Genomic DNA, 17,368 nt, shown 5'->3' with positions numbered 1-17,368 from the left:
TTGGCTTGCTGTTCAGATCATTTGCAGATAAAAAATCTGCACAACGATAAAAAACAGGATTATTTGTCTCATGCGTAAATTGGATCGCACCGACATCGGCATTCTGAACAGCCTTCAGGAAAACGCCCGCATCACCAACGCTGATCTCGCCCGTTCGGTCAACCTGTCGCCGACGCCATGCTTCAACCGTGTCCGGGCGATGGAGGAGTTGGGGGTGATCCGTGAGCAGGTGACGCTGCTGGACGCCGACCTGCTGGGTTTGCACGTCAACGTGTTTATCCATGTCAGCCTGGAGAAGCAGGTGGAAGAGGCGCTGCAGCACTTCGAAGAGGCGATCTCCGACCGGCCGGAGGTGATGGAGTGCTACCTGATGGCGGGCGATCCGGACTACCTGATCCGCGTGCTGGTGCCGACGATCCAGTCGTTGGAGCGATTCATGATGGACTTTTTGACCAAGGTCCCGGGCGTGGCGAACATCCGCTCCAGCTTCGCCCTCAAGCAGGTGCGCTACAAAACCGCGCTGCCGCTGCCGGCCAATGGGTTGACGTTGGGTACCTGAGTCAACCCAATCCCACATTGGATATGGGGTGATCTTAGAACTGGTTGATCGGAATCTTCAGGTAAGTCACGCCATTGCCCTCGGCCGGCGGCAGGTTCCCCGCCCGCACATTCACCTGGATCGCCGGCAACAGCAGCGTCGGCATGCCCAGGGTCTTGTCGCGTTGGGTACGCATGGCCACGAACGACGCTTCATCAATGCCGTCGCGCACATGAATGTTGTGCTGGCGCTGCTCACCCACCGTACTCATGCACTGAGGCTCGCGTTCCTCCGGCGGGTAGTCGTGGCAGACGAATAACCGCACGCCAGCAGGGAAGGCCAGCAACTTGCGGATCGAGGCGTAGAGCTGGTGGGCATCGCCGCCCGGGAAGTCGCAACGGGCGGTGCCCACGTCGGGCATGAACAGCGTGTCGCCCACCAGGATTACGTCGCCGTCGATCAAGTAGGCCATGTCCGCCGGGGTGTGGCCGGGCATGTGAAGTGCAGTGGCCTTGAGATTGCCGATCAGGAAGGACTCGTCCGGTGCGAACAGGTGATCGAATTGCGAGCCGTCGACGGCGAATTGCGGCTCGAGGTTGAACAAGGCCTTGAACACGTTCTGTACCTGGCCGATGGATTCGCCGATGGCGATCTTGCCGCCCAGTTCCCGGCGCAGATAAGGAGCGGCGGACAGGTGATCGGCGTGGGCGTGGGTTTCCAGCAGCCATTGCACGGTCAGTTGATGTTCGTGCACAAAAGCGATCACCCGATCAGCCTGTGCGGTACCGCTGCGACCCGAGGCCGGATCGTAGTCGAGCACCGGATCGACCACCGCGCATTGCCCACCATCCTGTTCGTAAACGACGTAGGTGTAGGTCTTTGAAGCGGTATCGAGAAAGCTTTGGATCTGCGCGGGCATGACAGCGGACCTGTGCGGGAAGAAACGGTTGCAATGCTGGAGATTTACAACATAGGGTCCGCAGCTTAAGTGAGGGGCAGGGCGCCTGCAAATGCGATCAGACCTGACAACAGGCGTGGGCGGCTTGAGAGATTCTTATCGTCGAGCAAGGGATCGTGTGCCGCCTAGAGCTCTCGGCACTGCATCGAAAACCCCAGCGCCACCGACTGCCCTTGCTCCAGCAAACGCAACCCCGGTCGTCCTGGAAGGTGATGGGCATTGACCGGATGACTCACCGGCTCGATGCAGAAAAAATCCAGGCCCACAGGGCAGTACAACAGGAAATAATCGCTGCCACTGGCGCGGCATTCCAGTTCGTAACCCAGGTCCGGCTGTTGGATCAGGCACTGACCATCCCAGCCACCGAAGCCGTTGTCGACGAGGGTGTCCGGCAATAACCGTGGGTGTTGGAAGTCCCACTCCGAGGAAACGCCCTTCAGTTCCGTCGGCAGTTTCGAGGCGTCGCACATCCAGACTTCACTGGCGCGGGTTTGCAGGCGCGTACCGGCAGTGCGCGGGAAATAGGGATGCAGTCCCAGCCCATGCCACGCGGCCTGATCGGCCATGTGGGTGACATGCAGGGCGATTTGCAGCTGGCCGCCGCTCAAGCGGATCCGCAGGCTGGCGCAGTAGGCGAACGGAGTTTGGCTGTCGAGTTGCAGCAAGACTTCCTGTGCGCTCTGCTCGGCCACTTGCCACGGTTGCTGCCAGGCACTGCCATGGATTGGAAACGGATCGTTGGGGCTGTTGGCTTCCAGGGCAAGCCAACCGCCGGGGCAATCGAAACCACCTTGGGCGATTCGGTTGGACCAGGGGATCAACGGGAAGCAGCCGAGCTTGCCCGGCAGACTATTTTCCACCGCTTGCGGCGCAGGAGGGCGCAGCAACGGCGCTCCGGTGCTGCGCAAGGTCCATTCAACGAGGCTGGCGCCCAGGTGCGGGGCCAGGGTGAGGCGAGTGAGTTCGTCCTGAAGATGTAGGAGAGGCGGTGTCATGATGGCGGGGTCTGATGGGTTGGTAAATCTGGAGGGAAATGCCCAAGTGTGGGAGGGGATTTATCCCCTCGCCACACTTGGAATTGTCGTTGTCTCTTACAACACCAGATTCGGCAGCCACAGGGAAATGGCTGGCACGTAGGTCACCAGCAGCAGGACCAGGAACAGCATGCCGTAGAACGGCAGCAGGGCCTTGACGGTGCTTTCGATGCTGACCTTGCCGATGGCGGAACCGACGAACAGCACCGCGCCCACCGGCGGCGTGATCAGGCCGATACCCAGGTTCACCAGCATGATCATCCCGAACTGCACCGGGTCCACGCCGATGCCGACGATCACTGGCATCAGGATCGGTGTGAGGATCAGGATCAGCGGCGCCATGTCCATCACAGTGCCGAGAACCAGCAGCATCATGTTGATGCACATCAGGATCACGTAGCGGTTATCCGACAGGGTCAGGAACGCCGTGGTGATCTTCGCCGGGATTTCCATCAACGTCATGATGTAGCCGAAGCTGGCGGCGAAGCCGATCAGGATCATCACGATGGAAATGGTGCGCACCGTGCGGTGCATCAGTTTCGGCAACTCGCTCCACTTGTAGTCGCGATAGATGCACATGGTCACGAAGAACGCCCACACCACGGCGATGGCGGCGGATTCGGTGGCGGTGAACACACCCGAGAGGATGCCCCCCAGGATGATGAACAGCGTCATCATGCCCCACATGGCTTCCTTGCAGATCTTCAGCGCTTGTTTGAGCGGGATCACTTCGCCTTTGGGGTAGTTGCGCTTCCTGGCGAACACGAGACACAGCGCCATCAGGCAGAGGTTCATCATGATGCCAGGGACGATGCCGGCCATGAACAGCGAACCGATGGAGACGGTGCCGCCGGCAGCAAGCGAGTACAACACGGCGTTATGGCTTGGCGGTGTCAGCAGCGCCTGTACCGAACCGCTGACGGTGACGGCGGTAGCGAATTCACGTGGATAACCACGGCGTTCCATTTCCGGGATCAGTACCGAACCGACCGAGGCTGTGTCGGCCACTGAGGAACCAGAGATTGCGCCAAAGAAACTCGACGCCATGAGGTTGACCAGGGACAGGCCACCACGGACGAAACCGACCAGTACGCTGGCGAAGGCCACCAAGCGGCGGGACATGCCGCCCTCGGCCATGATTGCGCCGGCCAGGACGAAGAAGGGAATGGCCAGCAACGAGAATTTATTCACCCCGCCCGCGACCTGGACCATCATGGCCTGGAACGGGATATCGATCCACCACGCCCCGATCAGGGCGGCAGCGCCCAATGCGTAGGCGACCGGCATGCCGATCAGGATCAACAACAAAAAACTGCCCAGCAGAATCAGAGCGTCCATTAAGCGGCACCTTCGTTTTCTTCAACCAGGTCGAACTGCACGACCCGACGCTGGCTTTGATCACCCAGGAAGAGTTTTTCCAGGACAAAAATAAGGGTCAGGAACCCACCGACCGGAATCGGCATGTAAGTGATGCCGACGCGCAGGGTAGGGATGGCGCTCATGAACTGGTTCCAGGTGGTCATGCACAGCTTGGCACCCCAGATGGTCATGAAAATGCACACCGCTGCCATCAACAGCTGGGTGAACACCGAAGCCAGGGTTTGCCAGTGCCGGGGCAGGCGGCTGGTGACCATGTCCACGGCCATGTGCGAGCCGGAGCGGTAACTGGCGGCGGCACCGATGAAGGTGAACACGATCATCAGCAAAATGGCGGTGGGTTCCGGCCAGCTAGAGCCTGAGCCCAGCACGTAGCGGGCGAATACACCCCATGGAATCATCAGCGCAACTGCCAGGACGGAGAGGCCGGCGACCCAGATGCAAGTCATGTAAATCGTGTCGTTGATACGCAGCAGCAAATTCTTCATCGGGTTCCACCGTAACTGGGCGCGCCTTTGAACCGCAGGCGCGCCCAGCCTTTTCATGAGTACAGATTGAGGTCTTACTTGACAGCTTCGATGCGCTTGATCAGGTCGGCATACGGCGCACCGTATTTGGCACGGATTGGCGCAGTGGCGTCATAGAAGGGTTTCTTGTCGACGGTGATGAACTCGACGCCGGCGGCCTTGAGTTTTTCTTCACTGGCGGCGGACTTCTTGTCCCACAGCACACGCTCTTCAGCCTGGGCAGCCTTGGCGGCTTTTCTCACCATCGTCTGTTGATCCGGGGTGAGCTTGTTCCAGGTGACTTTCGACATCACGATCGGCTCCGGCAGGATCAGGTGGCCGGTCAGGCTGTAGAACTTGGCGTTCTGGTAGTGGTTGTGCTCGAGCATGGTCGGCGGGTTGTTTTCCGCGCCGTCGACCACGCCGGTCTGCAAGGCGCTGAAGATCTCGCCGGTGTCCATCGCGATGCCGTTGGCGCCCATGGCGTTGAAGGTTTCGATGAACATCGGATTGCCCATTACGCGAAGTTTCATGCCTTTCATGTCTTCGAGCGTGCGCACCGGTTTCTTGCTGTAGACGTTGCGGGTGCCGCCGTCCATCCAGGCCAGGGCCACCAGGCCGAATTCGGAGTTGGTGATCTTGTCAAGGATTTCATCGCCGACTTCACCGTCGATGACGGCGCGCATGTGCGCCTGGTCGCGGAAGATGAATGGCATGTTGAACACGTTCACGTCCGGTACCACAGGGCCGACGATGCCCAGGCTGACACGGGACATCTGGATCGCGCCAACTTGCATCTGCTCGATGACTTCTTTTTCAGAGCCCAGTACGCCACCCGGGAAGTACTTGAACTTCAGTTCACCGTTGCTCTCCTTTTCCAGGGTTTTACCCATGGATTCCTCGGCAACCACGGTCGGATAGCCCTTAGGATGGATGTCGGCGATCTTTATAGTGAGTTCAGCGTGTGCCGCCTGGGCCAGGAAGGCCAGGGGCAGGGCCGCGATCAGAAGCGTGCGTTTGAAATTCATGGTCAATCTCCAGTGTTGTTGTTTTTATGTCTATCGATGTGAAGCGGCAAAGCAGATCAGTTCGCGGAGCGTTTCCGTCCTCCGAAAGCAGGTTCAGTCAGGCCCTTGACGCCGGGGTTCAGCGCGAACACGCCACCGGCGAGGGATTGCGGGTCGTTGTCGTCACCCGGACGAATCGAGGTGACGAAAAGGGTATCCATTTGGCTACCGCCAAAGGCGCACATGGTCGGTTTTTTCACCGGCACTTCCAGGGAGCGGTCGAGGCGTCCGTCCGGCGTGAACCGATGAATCAGCCCGGCGTCGTTGGCGCAGATCCAATAGCAGCCATCGGCGTCGACTGCCGCGCCGTCCGGGCGACCGGCCAGGGGCATCATGTCGACGAACAGCCGCCGGTTGGATGGCGTGCCGCTGTCAATGTCGTAGTCGAAGGCCCAGATCTGCTGGATCAGCGGGTGCGAATCGGAGAGGTACATCGTTCGACCGTCCGGGCTGAAGCCCAGGCCATTGGGCACGATGAAACCACTCAGTTGCGCCTCGACCGGGCTGCGTTGCCCGGCCTCATAACGGTACATCCGGCCTTCGTCGGCGTTGGCGCCCATGTTCAGCACCATGCTGCCGGCCCAGAAGCGGCCCTGGCGATCGCAACGGCCATCGTTGAGGCGCATGTCGGTGCGAGTGTGCTCGACGTTTGCGCACAATTCGCTGTCCAGGCTGCCGTCATCATTGGGATGCAGGCGGAAGAAACCGCTTTCCATCCCCGCGATCCAGCCGCCGTCCTGATGGCGGGCGATGCAGGCGAGCATTTCGGGAGCTTCCCAGCCTTGGACTTTTCCGCTGCTGGCGTTCCAGCGCTGCAGGCCACCGCTGGGGATGTTCACCCAATACAGGGCATTTTCCTCGGGGACCCACACCGGGCTTTCCCCGACGGCGTTGCGTGCGTCGACAATCAATTCGGCTTGCATGGTGATTCCTTGGTTCGTGTGTATCCCATGAACAACAGGCGAATCAGTTGTCGAACGGGCCGGCAGCCACGAAGGCACCGCCCTGGTAAACCATGGCCGGGTCATCGGCGGCCGGCATTGGCTGCGCTTCGACCTTGGCGCGGAAAACTTCCGACGTGTCCTTGGGCTTGTAGCCCAGGTGTGCGGCGTGGCTATTGTCCCACCAGACGTCACGGTTGGCGGAGACGCCGTAGACAACGGTGTGGTCGACTTTTGGGGTGTAGAGCGAACATTCGATCAGTTGGGTGAGGTCGTCGAAACTCAGCCAGGTGCTCATCATCCGACGGTTCTGTGGTTCCGGGAACGACGAGCCGATACGGATGCTCACAGTCTCGATGCCGTAGCGATCGAAGTAGAAACTGGCGACGTCTTCACCGTAGGACTTGGACAGGCCGTAGTAGCCATCCGGACGACGAAGGCAATGGGCGTCGAGCGTCTGGTCCTGCTTGTAGAAACCGATGACGTGGTTGGAGCTGGCGAAGATCACGCGTTTGACGCCGTGCTTGCGCGCGGCTTCATAGATGTGGAACACGCCGCTGATGTTGGCGCCGAGGATCTCCTCGAACGGGCGTTCAACCGATACACCACCGAAATGCAGGATGGCATCGACGCCTTCTACCAGTTGGTGCACGGCCTGCTTATCAGACAGGTCGCAAGGCACCACTTCTTCGCTTTCGTCGATGGCCGGAGCCATGTTGGCGATGTCCGACAGGCGAATGTGGCGGGCATAAGGCTTGAGGCGTTCGCGCAAGACTTTGCCAAGGCCGCCGGCGGCGCCGGTCAGCAGCAGGCGATTGAAGGGGTGGCGAATCTGTGTGGTGGTCATGGCATTACCTGAGCAAACAGTGAGAGGTACAGTTGTTATAAGTTGTCGTACGACCGAGAGGGAATATCCTTATCCTTCCGCTACCTTGTCAACGTTTGATCGACGAACCGCTCTGGGTCGGCGTCCTTGCCGGGGCTTGCCACGGCGCTGGCAGGCGCTTGTGGCAAGTGTTCCATGGGTGTTACAGGAGCGAAATCGGGTAGTTGAAGATCAGGCGGTTTTCGTCGAACTCGTTGGTGCTGAAGTCACGACGAAGCGAAGAGTTACGCCATTTTACGTTGAGGCTCTTGAACACACCGCTCTGCACGGTGTAGGCCAGTTCACTTTCCCGACCCCATTCCTTGCCGTCATCGACGGTGGCGGTTTGCACGTTGTCACCGCTGATGTAGCGGTTCATCAGGGTCAGGCCCGGTACGCCGACGGCGGCGAAGTTGAAGTCGTGGCGCACTTGCCAGGATTTTTCCTTGGCGTTGTCGTAGCTGGAGTTGTAGCTGTCGTTCGCCAGGGTGCCGCCGCTGGTGCCGTTGACGCGCATCCAGGCATCATCGCCGCCGACCTTCTGCAGACCGACGTAGAACGTGTTGCCGCCGTATTTGGCGGAGAGCATGGCGAAGGCGGTTTTGTTGTCCAGGTCGCCGGCCAACGCGCTGCCGTTTTCCTTGCCGACGAAGTAGCCAAGGTTGGCGCCCAGGGTCCAGTCGCCCATGGGTTGGCTGTGGGTCAGGTTGAAATACTGCTGCTGGTAGATGTCGGACAGTTCCGCGTACCAGACGCCGACCTGGGTGCGTTTTTCGTTGAAGGCGTATTCGCCGCCGCCGAAGTTGAAACGGTCGGAGGTGAAGGCGCCACGGCCGTTCATCGACATGTCTTCCATGCTCGCGTCGTTACGCGGGCTGTTGGCGCGGAACTGGCCACCGTAGAGGCTCAGGCCGCTGATTTCGGTGGAGGTCACCTGGCCGCCACGGAAGGTCTGGGGCAGGGAACGACCGTCGTCGGAACGCAGGATCGGCAGCACCGGCATCCACTCGCCGACCTTCAGTTCAGTCTTGGAGACCTTGGCCTTCAGGGCCACGCCCAGGCGACCGAAGTCATCGGCCGGGTGACCCCCGTCGTGGACCGGCAGCAAGGATGTGTTCGCAGTGCCACGACCGCCGTCGAGCTTGACCGCATACATGCCCAGCACGTCCAGGCCGAAACCGACGGTGCCTTGGGTAAAGCCGGACTTGGCGTCGAGGATGAAACTCTGGGTCCACTCTTCGGCTTTGCCTTGGGCATTGTCCGGGTTGGTGAAGTTGCGGTTGATGTAGAAGTTACGCAGGTTCAGGGTGGCTTTGCCATCATCGACAAAGCCCGCGGCGCCGGCGGTCATTGGCATGAACAACGCCAGACCGGTGCAACCAAGCAGGGATAATGCAGGGGTGGAACTGAGAAGGGTACGGCGGCTGGAACGGTGACTCGACGAAAAACGGGCACGTGTGCTCACTCTGGCGCTCCTACTTTTTGTTGTTTTTATTTGTCATACGTCGTCGTACAACATGGCGTGGATTATTTGGGGAGTGTTCCTCGTTGTCAACTGGCCATTACCGCGATTTTTATCGTAACTGGTCGGACCGTAGGCTAATTCAATGCTTTTGCTCCTCAAACAGCCCGTTGCGGAGCGGGAAACCGGTGCCGTCAGGATAGCCGTGAGCGGGTAAGGTTATGCGATGACCGGCGTAAGACATTAGTCGAATGGCCTCTCCACGCAAGGCCCCCGGGCACTTCTTGCTCCTTCCCATCGTCGAACAGGCATTTACCCCTGCTTGTTCGTGCAACAGGCTGAACTCGGAACCCGTGGCGGGAGAGATCCGCTCGACATGCCCTGAGACCGGCGATGGCCGAGGGCATGCACGGTGAAACTCGCCGGCTGGCCGAAACGCACCTTGAATCAAGGTGACTAAGAGCGCGGAGGGACTGGACATGGATTTGGCTGAGCAATATCGCAACTATATCGCCTGCCTGAATGATCGCCGCTGGCAGGACTTGGGCAGGTTCGTTGACGACCATGTGCACTACAACGGCAAACCGGTGGGCCTGGCGGGTTATCGGGCCATGTTGGAAAACGACGTGAGCACCATCGCCGACTTGCGTTTCAACATCGACCTGCTGGTGGTCGAGCCGCCGAATGTCGCGAGTCGGTTGCTGTTCGATTGCTCGCCGCGAGGACGTTTCCTCGGACTGGAAACTTATGGCCGGCGGATCCGATTTTCGGAGAATGTGTTCTACGCCTTCGAGCAGGGCAAGATCGTTCGGGTGTGGTCGGTGATCGATAAGGGAGCGGTGGAGGCAGCACTGCAGCACGAAAGCCCTTCCAAAGAAGGGCCTTGAGCACCAAACAGTGTGGGAGCGAGCTTGCTCGCGATGACGGTGTGTCAGCTAACACATGGGCAAACTGGTCCGCCGCCATCGCGAGCAAGGGTGTTTCACACAGCTATTCGGGCTTATTCCTTGAGGAACGTCAGCAGGTCCTGGTTGAGACGCTCCTTGTGGGTCTCGGTCAACCCGTGCGGTGCGCCTGGGTAGACGATCAGGCGAGCGCCCTTGATCAGCGCTGCCGAGGCGCGGCCTGCGGCGTCGATCGGCACGATCTGGTCGTCGTCACCGTGGATCACCAGCGTCGGCACGTCGAATTTCTTCAAATCGCCACGGAAGTCGGTCGCCGAGAACGCCGCGATCGAGTCGTACGTGTTCTTGCTGCCGCCCTGCATGCCTTGCATCCAGAACGATTGGATCAGGCCTTGGGAGGGCTTGGCGCCTGTGCGGTTGAAGCCATAGAACGGGCCGGATGCGATGTCCAGGTACAACTGCGAGCGGTCCTCCAGGGATGCCTTGCGCAAACCGTCGAACACTTCGAGCGGCAGGCCGCCTGGGTTGCTGTCGGTCTTGAGCATCAACGGTGGAACCGAGGAGACCAGCACGGCTTTCTTCACCCGGGCGGTGCCATGGCGACCGATATATCGAGCCACTTCGCCGCCCCCCGTCGAGAAGCCGACGAGGGTCACGTCCTTCAGGTTCAGTGCTTCGATGACTGCCGCCAGGTCATCGGCGTAGTGATCCATGTCGTTGCCTTCCCACGGTTGGCTGGAGCGGCCATGACCGCGACGGTCGTGGGCGATCACGCGGTAGCCCTTGGAGGCGAGGAACATCATTTGACCTTCCCAGCTGTCGGAGTCCAGCGGCCAGCCGTGGCTGAAGGTGACGACCTGGCCATTGCGCGGGCCCCAGTCCTTGTAATACAGCTGGACGCCATCCTTGGTGGTGATGTAGCTGGCGGACTGCACCACGCTGCCGACTGCCGAGACACTGGCGCCGGCCTGGACAGGCGTCGCCGCCTGGGCGCCGAGGGTTGCCAGGGCCAAGGTTGCCACAGCGAGGGTGCGGTTGAATGTGTTCATCGTTTCTCTCTCCATAAGGGGCGGTTTGATCTGCCGAGACCGTCGTCGATCGCGTTGGTGGGCAGATTAGAGAGAGCGAAGCGCAACGAGAACGGCGCTGGTGTCGATAGCAACTATAGGGATTTCAGATACCCGTGTTTCGCTTGATGAGTCTGCGAGATTTGTGGCGACGGATTGGCTGCTGCGTCTTCGACAGCTGCGCTGTGGCGCAATGATCCTCGCCACAGAAGCGGTAGGTTTAGTATTTATAGACGATGCCCAGCCTGCCCATGATTTCCAGCGCATTGGCCAGGCCCAGCCCGTTCATGGGCACGCAGGCAAACGCCTGGTACTCATCGAAATGCGTGCCGATGGCCAACAGTTTCAGATCGTGGGCCTCCAGTCGCGCATTGAAATACTGGAGCAGCGCCCGTTCCCAATCGTTGGCGTGGTTGACGGTATCGACGGTTGTGCTGTCGGGCGTGGGGATTTCAATGCCTCGCTCCTGTAGCGGTGCAAGGGCGTTGATAGCGTAGACGCCTGACAACGACCATTCCTTCCACTCGAACTCCGCCAGCCGATTGGCCCCGGCAAGGGACGATTGCAGTTGGGTCCACGCCCAGTCCCATTGACCGGTAGGGGACGGCATGTTTTCGATCAGCGTTTGCGCATGGGCCTCGTCGAACAGGCAAGCGAACAGGTCCGCCAGCGTATCGGCCATGTCCGGCGCCGGGCCTTGGCCAGCCGTGTCCAGGCCACGGCTCAAGCGTTGCCAATGGCTGGTCAATTCGATCCAATCGTCTTCATCCATGTTGTCATCGATCACCTGGGCCTTGTGGCCTCGGTGATAATTATCCAGCCGCGTCTTGCGCACCCGCACCGCGCCTTCGGCCAGATCCACTGTATAGCTGCTGTAGTCCAGGTAGTTGGTCTGGAACACGATGCGGTCGGAAAATATGTCGTGGACAAGGCTTTCCTCGGCATCGAAATACGCCGCGCCTTCGAGCGTGCCGTGGGTGGTGATGATGCGTTGGAGCAACAGCGGGTCGAGGGCGTCCAGGGTCATCTATTTCACGCTCTGTACATGCATGTCGATGTAAGTCCCGTCGTCCTTGTCGGTACTGGCGTGGTAGAAGAAGCCGTAGTCGACCAAATAGTAATAATGTTTGGCGGGAAGGAGCCTCTTACTCGGAAGCTGTTCCTGGCAACTCATGGCCTTGGCCTGGCCGCTCAGGGCCGGGTTCAGTTGCTTGGCCGGCACTTCGCGGTCAATGCGACAGTCGAACACCCTCGGCTCTGTGCCCAAAGTACCGATGAGGTTGCTGGTGTTACTGCCTTGTCGGGTGTAACCCAATTGGCTACCGACGGGCATGTGTCGCCAATCGCCACGAAAGCTCAAGCTGTCGATGACCACGGTATTTCTCGACATCGTGGCCTGTTCCACGCCGGAAAGCATCAACAGGCCACGCCAGGTGATCTTGCGACCGTTGAGGTGTTCGCTTTTGTGAATGTAGCGCAACTGACGGGTGTCCGGGTCGGTGGAGAGAAAGTACTCGGTACGTTCCGGCCTGCTTTCCTTGGGAAAGTTGACGGTGCCGGCCAGTTCCACGTAGGTCAGCGTCTTGATCGGCGCGGGCATGTCGAGTTGCTCGATCGCTTTCAAGACGTCGGGGTTGATGACCGGGTTTCCATCGGCCCTCATCGGTACGGTGCGGAACTTGAACGTCGGTGTATTGACGGGTTTTGTCTGCGTCTGTTGGCTGGCGCAAGCGGCCAGCGTCAGGAAGGCGATGCAAAGGAAAAGACGTTGCACGGGTGTCTCCGATAAGTCCATTTGAGGGAGGCCTGACAGCTCGTTGGCGACCTGTCATCGGTGGATCATTGTTCAGTGGGAACGGTCGAGTCTGGGTCGGCTTCAGCCGCCATCTTTAATCGGTCGGCTTTGCTGATGTATCTGTCCTTGCTCTTGGGGGCCAGTTTGGCACTGGCTTTCTTGGCGTTGGCCTTGAGTAGCTGGTTTATTTTCTTACGGCGGTTCATGGTTTTTCTACTCGGCTTGAACGGTTTTGAAGCGCGGCTGCGGTAGGCGTATCGTAAGGGCGAAAGGGGGCGGTGGCTAGGGTGGCTCAGCGCACCCGATCGCGACTCTGCACCGACAGATCAAGCGCCTTTTGCATGTCCAGCCGTGCCGAGCGACCCACATCCTTGTCGTTGAGCTGGTAGTTGCGCTCCGACGGCAGGATGGGAGCGGTGAGGTCTTCGCCGTCCATTTGTTCGAAGTCGTGATTGTCGCCGATGGTCATGGCGCTGCGGCGCAGGAGCATGCGCAGTTGCTCGGGGTGAAGTTGCGGATTGATCGACAGCATCGCCGCCAGCAGGCCGGTGACCATGGGCGTGGCATAGGACGTGCCGCAATGCACCGCGCCATCCTGGCCGGCATTGACCGTCGAGGCGTGGGTGCACGCGGCGGCGGTGATGTCGACGCGCATGTCGATGTTCGAGGAATTGCGCTTGACCGCGTAGCCCGGGTCGTCGATGGCGACGCCGGCGCGTTCGCTGCGCTGGTGCCCGCCGACTACCAGCAGTTGTTCGGTGACGAACGAGGAGGGCAGGCGATATTCATCGGTGCCCGAGAACGACGATCCGTTTCCGGCTGAGTTCACTACCACCACGTCGGGGTGCTCCTTGCGCAGCCACAGGAAAAACTCCTCCAACAGTTCTTCGTAGCCGCTCATGGCGATGCCCGAACGCAGCAGTGAATCCACGTCGTCGCCTTTGACATCCTTCGCCCCCACGCGGTGAATGCCCCAACTCCAGTTGAGCACGCGCACGCCATCCTCGACGAGGTTCACCGAGGCCGCAATGTTGGCGGTGATCCCAGCGTCCGAGTTGCGTTCGACGATCACTTCGAAGCCGCCGCTGGCCTTGTCCAGGCCACGGAGCAAACCGGTGTTGCCGCCGTCGTTCCAGCGCGCGGCGAGGATGCCCGCGACGGTCGTGCCGTGGTTGTCGGGTTTATCCGCGTCGCGGGCGTAGACGCAGGTGCGCGGCACCGAGCAGGGTCCCAGGTAGTCGGCGAAGTCCGCCGTGTCGAAATCGACGTCACGCTCGATGAGGCCGATGCGCACGGGTTGAGGTCGGATCGGCGCCTGTTGTCCGGGGATGCGCCGCTGGTAGTAATGCACCGCGTCGAGAAAGCGATTCGCGGCCCATTCATCCGAGTCCTGGGCCGGTTTCTTCGGCTCTTCCGGCTGGGTGGGCGCTTGCTCGGTTTCTTCAGCCCCGGATTCTTCGATCACCACCGCATCGACACTGGTCTCGCCGCCCAGGCGCAGCACCAACGCGTCGCGCTGCACCAGGTCCTTGGCCGGCAGGCGCAGCTGAAACACATTGAGCGGCGCAATGCTGCCGACTACCTTGGCGCCGTACTTGCCGGCGAGCCGCTCGGCCTCCTGGCGGCCATCGTGACTTTCCTCGATCAACACGCTGACCAGATCCACATACGTGGTCAGGCCGTCCATGTTCTTCGCCACCTCATCCGGCCCGGCCGCGACAACGTGACTGCTGCGCAGGGTCAACCAGACGGCATTGCTGGCGCGCGGGCCGTCCTCCAGCCAGAGCGGACCGCTTTGGTAATCGGCCTTGTCCAAGCGCAGCCGCAACTGTTGCCCGTCACGCTCGACGCTGGCAGCGGGAATCGCTTGTTCACCCAGCTTCAGTTGCGGCGTCGCCTCGCCCAGCCCTCGCGCGGTCAAGCACCACTGCTGATGCTCGATTTCGAGCAGGTCACCGCAGCGCTTCAGGCTTTCGAGGCGCAACGGCTCTTGGGCCATTGCCGTCGTGCTGGCAGACAACGCGAACAGGGTGACGAGGGCAGCGGATCGTAAGGGCATGGGTGAGGGTTCTTTGCCGTGGTTTGCAGTTCCGACCGCTGCGTCGATGGCTTCGTTCAGGCAATGCCCACAGTCCGTCATCAAATTGAACAACCGGACCCGCGCCGCAATCCGATTCATAAGCACGTGAGCAACCGGGGAACCTTATGTCTCGTCCACCCATGATCGGAATCATCGCCTGCTCAGGCAAAATCGGTCCGCACACTGTCCAGCTCAGCAACGACAAATACGCCCAGGCCGTCGCCACCGCCGCCGAGGCGCTACCGGTGATCGTGCCGGTGTTTCCGGAATTGGTGGATCCGGCCCAGATCATCGCCGGCCTCGACGGCCTGCTTTTCACTGGATCGCCGTCCAATATCGAACCCCATCACTACGATGGCCCACCCAGCCCGCCGGGCACCGAGCACGACCCGGCCCGGGACAACCTGGCGCTGGCGCTCTGGCGCACCGCGGTCGAGGCCGGCCTTCCGGTGCTCGGCATCTGTCGCGGCTTCCAGGAAATGAACGTCGCCTTCGGCGGCACGCTCCATCAACAACTCGACGGCCCCGGCGCCGAACACGAACCGCCGAGCAATGAGCCGGTGCAGGAGCAATATGCCCGTAACCATGCCCTGACGGTGCGACCTGGTGGTGTGTTGGCCCGCTTGGGTCTCAAGGAGCAGATCGAAGTCAACTCCGTCCACGGCCAGGGCATTGCGCGGGTGGGGCAGGGCCTGCGCGTCGAAGCCGTGGCGGAAGATGGCTTGGTGGAGGGGCTTTCGGTGGAGGGCAGCCGGGCGTTTGCGTTGGGCGTGCAATGGCATCCTGAGTGGGAAGTGATGGAGCACCCGGATTACCGGGCGATTTTCCGCGCGCTTGGGGAGGCGTGCCGAGCGCGGGCGGGTTACTCCGGATCGTGGCAACAGACGCAGAGCTTGTTGCCTTCAGGGTCCCGAAAGTAGGCCCCGTAATAATCCGGATGGTATTCAGGGCGCAGGCTTGGCGGGCCTTCACAGCGGCCACCGAGGGTCAGTGCCAGGGCATGGACGTTACGCACGGCCTGCCGGTCGGGGGCCAGCAGGGCAATCATCTGTCCGTTTCCTGACGTCGCCGATTCGCCGTCAAAGGGTTTGCCGATCACAAAAAGCGGGCGCGCATTGCCAGGATGTTTCCAGCCGGCCCATGGGCGTTCAAGGTCTTTGAATTTGAGTTCAAGGCCGAGCGCTTGCGTGACCTCTTGATAAAACACAAACGCTCGCTGGAAATCGTTCACTCCGATGCATACGTGTGAAATCATCTTCGGGTCCTGGGAAGGGGAAAGCCTGTTCCTACCATAGCAATGATCTCCGAATGGTGGCCATCCTATGCGCATATCACCTCGCATCGTCGTGCATGAATCCGAGCATTGGATCATCAACCACCGCATGGACAGTGCGCTGCCCGGCTATCTGATGCTCAATGCGAAGCAGATGACCAACTCCTTGGCATCGCTACCCATCGAAGCGCTGGCCGAACTGGGTGTGTTGCAGGCGCGAATCCAGCACGCCATCGAAACGCACCTGCAACCCAAGCGTCTTTACATCGGCCGTTTCGGGCATGACGCGGGTTACTCCATCCACTTCCATTTCATCCCGATCTACCACTGGGTCGAAGTGCTGTTCTGGCGCGATGACAGGTATAGAGTGCTACAGGACTTCGGCTCGAGGGAAACCGATTCGCCGCAGACCGATGGCGCGGAACTCACGCTTTTTGCATGGCGGGAGTTTTGTGAACGGCCTGACCCACCGCCGATACAGGGGCCGTCCGTTGACGAGGTCGTGGCAGTGCTGCGGGGTGAGTTCGGCCGCCCCTCGTTGATTGAATAGCGCGGACCGTCAGCCCCATGTTTCCTTGAGCACGGAACGAAACAGCTCCGATAGCAGCGGTTCCACCTCCTTGCGTTCGCTACGAGAGGGCTTGATGGCCTCAAGGCGGTTCAGCTCACGTTCAATGAAAAGCTGAATGGGGGCGATCTGTGGCGATAGCCCCATTTCAGGAGCCGCGCGCTTGATCGCGAGCAAGTCGTCAATGGCTTGTTGGAGTTCGGTCTCTCCGTCAAGTACACCGCGCAGCTTGTCGAATTCAATAGGGGCTGGCGTGTTGAACTGTTCCAGCCAACGCACAGACAACAACGGGCGCAGCACATAAAAATATTTTTTCAGTGGCACCTGTGGGGCCTGCAAATACCCCCGGTAGTTGGTTTTCGCCATGCTGCGGTAGTGATAAATACCGCTTTCCACCGAATACACCTGTGGCAACAACGCTTTGGCCCGCTCATGGAAGGAACCGGAGTGCTCGTAAATGATGGTCGACTGTACCCATTCCACGAAGCCCGGATTGGACTTCCAGAATAGTCTCAGCGCCTTGCGCAGATCCCAACCATTGATATCCATCTCATCGACGATTGGATATTCGATAACGTCGCGTTGCTCCTCCAGGCCTACAGAGAGGTACCACTCGGGCCTGTTCACATAAATAAACCGCGCATCATAGTCGCTGTTGGGTGAGGCAAACCCCCAAGCTCGACTGCCTGACTCCACGGCTAAAACTACTTGGACATCGTGCTCGTGTTCTGCGCCGCGCAGGCGACTTCTCACTTCTTCCTGAACAGCTAGGGAAACCATCATTACCTCAAATCGCAACGGAGTTTAGTTTGTACGCTATCCATCCGTGGGCAGCCCGTCCAGCATCACGGGCATGCCGCAGCGTCTTTAACGCTGCACTTGCGCTTTATGTTCCGCGCTTTCTGGCCGCACGGTGGTCGAATCAATCGTCC

General features: G+C 60.1%; 19 protein-coding genes. 4 read left to right on the top strand and 15 right to left on the bottom strand.

Translation table 11 applies throughout. The features are described 5' to 3' along the window. The first annotated feature begins 70 nt into the window (after positions 1–70). A complete protein-coding gene (gene bkdR, locus J3P79_RS16240; protein WP_003202929.1) occupies positions 71–559 on the top strand; it encodes a Bkd operon transcriptional regulator BkdR in 489 nt (162 codons plus the stop codon). A 34-nt stretch (positions 560–593) separates the two neighbouring features. On the opposite strand, the gene J3P79_RS16235 is transcribed toward bkdR, so the two are convergent. The 8 genes from J3P79_RS16235 to J3P79_RS16200 form a co-directional block, all read right to left on the bottom strand. Next, the gene (locus tag J3P79_RS16235; protein WP_434604152.1) at positions 594–1,457 is read right to left on the bottom strand and encodes an MBL fold metallo-hydrolase; all 864 of its coding nucleotides are present in this window, start codon (positions 1,455–1,457) and stop codon (positions 594–596) included. 164 nt (positions 1,458–1,621) lie between these two features. Then, positions 1,622–2,491: an aldose 1-epimerase gene (locus tag J3P79_RS16230; RefSeq protein ID WP_434604149.1), complete on the bottom strand. Its 870-nt coding sequence runs from the start codon at positions 2,489–2,491 to the stop codon at positions 1,622–1,624. 96 nt (positions 2,492–2,587) lie between these two features. Then, the gene (locus J3P79_RS16225) at positions 2,588–3,868 is read right to left on the bottom strand and encodes a TRAP transporter large permease (RefSeq protein WP_434604147.1); all 1,281 of its coding nucleotides are present in this window, start codon (positions 3,866–3,868) and stop codon (positions 2,588–2,590) included. Continuing rightward, the gene (locus J3P79_RS16220; protein ID WP_434604145.1) at positions 3,868–4,395 is read right to left on the bottom strand and encodes a TRAP transporter small permease; all 528 of its coding nucleotides are present in this window, start codon (positions 4,393–4,395) and stop codon (positions 3,868–3,870) included. Before J3P79_RS16220 ends, J3P79_RS16225 begins: the two co-directional genes overlap by 1 nt. A 74-nt stretch (positions 4,396–4,469) precedes the next feature. Next, positions 4,470–5,441, bottom strand: a complete 972-nt coding sequence (locus J3P79_RS16215; protein ID WP_434604143.1) for a TRAP transporter substrate-binding protein — start codon at positions 5,439–5,441, stop codon at positions 4,470–4,472. Between the two features lie 56 nt (positions 5,442–5,497). Then, positions 5,498–6,403, bottom strand: coding sequence for an SMP-30/gluconolactonase/LRE family protein (locus J3P79_RS16210; protein ID WP_434604141.1), 906 nt, complete (start codon positions 6,401–6,403; stop codon positions 5,498–5,500). Between the two features lie 43 nt (positions 6,404–6,446). After that, entirely contained in the window at positions 6,447–7,268 is an 822-nt protein-coding gene (locus J3P79_RS16205) for an NAD-dependent epimerase/dehydratase family protein (protein ID WP_434604139.1), read from the bottom strand. A 181-nt stretch (positions 7,269–7,449) separates the two neighbouring features. Then, complete coding sequence (locus tag J3P79_RS16200) at positions 7,450–8,673, bottom strand: OprD family porin (RefSeq protein WP_434611513.1); 1,224 nt, start codon at positions 8,671–8,673, stop codon at positions 7,450–7,452. Positions 8,674–9,227: 554 nt separating this feature from the next. Between J3P79_RS16200 and J3P79_RS16195 the strand changes: the two genes are divergently transcribed. Further along, positions 9,228–9,635: an ester cyclase gene (locus J3P79_RS16195; protein WP_434604137.1), complete on the top strand. Its 408-nt coding sequence runs from the start codon at positions 9,228–9,230 to the stop codon at positions 9,633–9,635. Between the two features lie 113 nt (positions 9,636–9,748). Here J3P79_RS16195 and J3P79_RS16190 read toward each other — a convergent pair whose 3' ends face one another. The 5 genes from J3P79_RS16190 to J3P79_RS16170 all read right to left on the bottom strand — a co-directional run bounded on the left by J3P79_RS16190 (position 9,749) and on the right by J3P79_RS16170 (position 14,574). After that, the gene (locus J3P79_RS16190; RefSeq protein ID WP_434604135.1) at positions 9,749–10,702 is read right to left on the bottom strand and encodes an alpha/beta fold hydrolase; all 954 of its coding nucleotides are present in this window, start codon (positions 10,700–10,702) and stop codon (positions 9,749–9,751) included. Positions 10,703–10,940: 238 nt separating this feature from the next. Beyond that, positions 10,941–11,747 carry a DUF6630 family protein gene (locus J3P79_RS16185; RefSeq protein WP_434604133.1) on the bottom strand — a complete coding sequence of 269 codons (807 nt, stop codon included), beginning with the start codon at positions 11,745–11,747 and terminating at the stop codon, positions 10,941–10,943. Beyond that, the gene (locus tag J3P79_RS16180; protein WP_434604132.1) at positions 11,748–12,494 is read right to left on the bottom strand and encodes a hypothetical protein; all 747 of its coding nucleotides are present in this window, start codon (positions 12,492–12,494) and stop codon (positions 11,748–11,750) included. A gap of 65 nt (positions 12,495–12,559) precedes the next feature. Next, the gene (locus J3P79_RS16175) at positions 12,560–12,721 is read right to left on the bottom strand and encodes a DUF2986 domain-containing protein (protein ID WP_434604130.1); all 162 of its coding nucleotides are present in this window, start codon (positions 12,719–12,721) and stop codon (positions 12,560–12,562) included. A gap of 86 nt (positions 12,722–12,807) precedes the next feature. Continuing rightward, positions 12,808–14,574, bottom strand: a complete 1,767-nt coding sequence (locus tag J3P79_RS16170; protein ID WP_434604129.1) for a S8/S53 family peptidase — start codon at positions 14,572–14,574, stop codon at positions 12,808–12,810. A 146-nt stretch (positions 14,575–14,720) separates the two neighbouring features. Between J3P79_RS16170 and J3P79_RS16165 the strand changes: the two genes are divergently transcribed. Continuing rightward, the gene (locus tag J3P79_RS16165; protein WP_434604127.1) at positions 14,721–15,515 is read left to right on the top strand and encodes a gamma-glutamyl-gamma-aminobutyrate hydrolase family protein; all 795 of its coding nucleotides are present in this window, start codon (positions 14,721–14,723) and stop codon (positions 15,513–15,515) included. Here J3P79_RS16165 and J3P79_RS16160 read toward each other — a convergent pair. After that, positions 15,458–15,850: a VOC family protein gene (locus J3P79_RS16160; RefSeq protein WP_434604125.1), complete on the bottom strand. Its 393-nt coding sequence runs from the start codon at positions 15,848–15,850 to the stop codon at positions 15,458–15,460. The genes J3P79_RS16165 and J3P79_RS16160 overlap by 58 nt on opposite strands. Before the next feature lie 67 nt (positions 15,851–15,917). On the opposite strand from J3P79_RS16160, the gene J3P79_RS16155 reads away from it, so the two are divergent. Next, positions 15,918–16,418, top strand: a complete 501-nt coding sequence (locus tag J3P79_RS16155; protein ID WP_434604123.1) for an HIT family protein — start codon at positions 15,918–15,920, stop codon at positions 16,416–16,418. Positions 16,419–16,427: 9 nt separating this feature from the next. Here J3P79_RS16155 and J3P79_RS16150 read toward each other — a convergent pair whose 3' ends face one another. Then, on the bottom strand, positions 16,428–17,219 hold the full coding sequence (locus tag J3P79_RS16150) for a nucleotidyltransferase domain-containing protein (protein ID WP_434604120.1): 792 nt from the start codon (positions 17,217–17,219) through the stop codon (positions 16,428–16,430). Between the last annotated feature and the right edge of the window lie 149 nt (positions 17,220–17,368).

The organism is Pseudomonas sp. R1-7 (genome assembly GCF_051132105.1).
GTDB lineage: Bacteria > Pseudomonadota > Gammaproteobacteria > Pseudomonadales > Pseudomonadaceae > Aquipseudomonas.
Note: the sequence above shows the minus strand (reverse complement) of the source record. Positions and strands in the feature narration are given on the sequence as shown.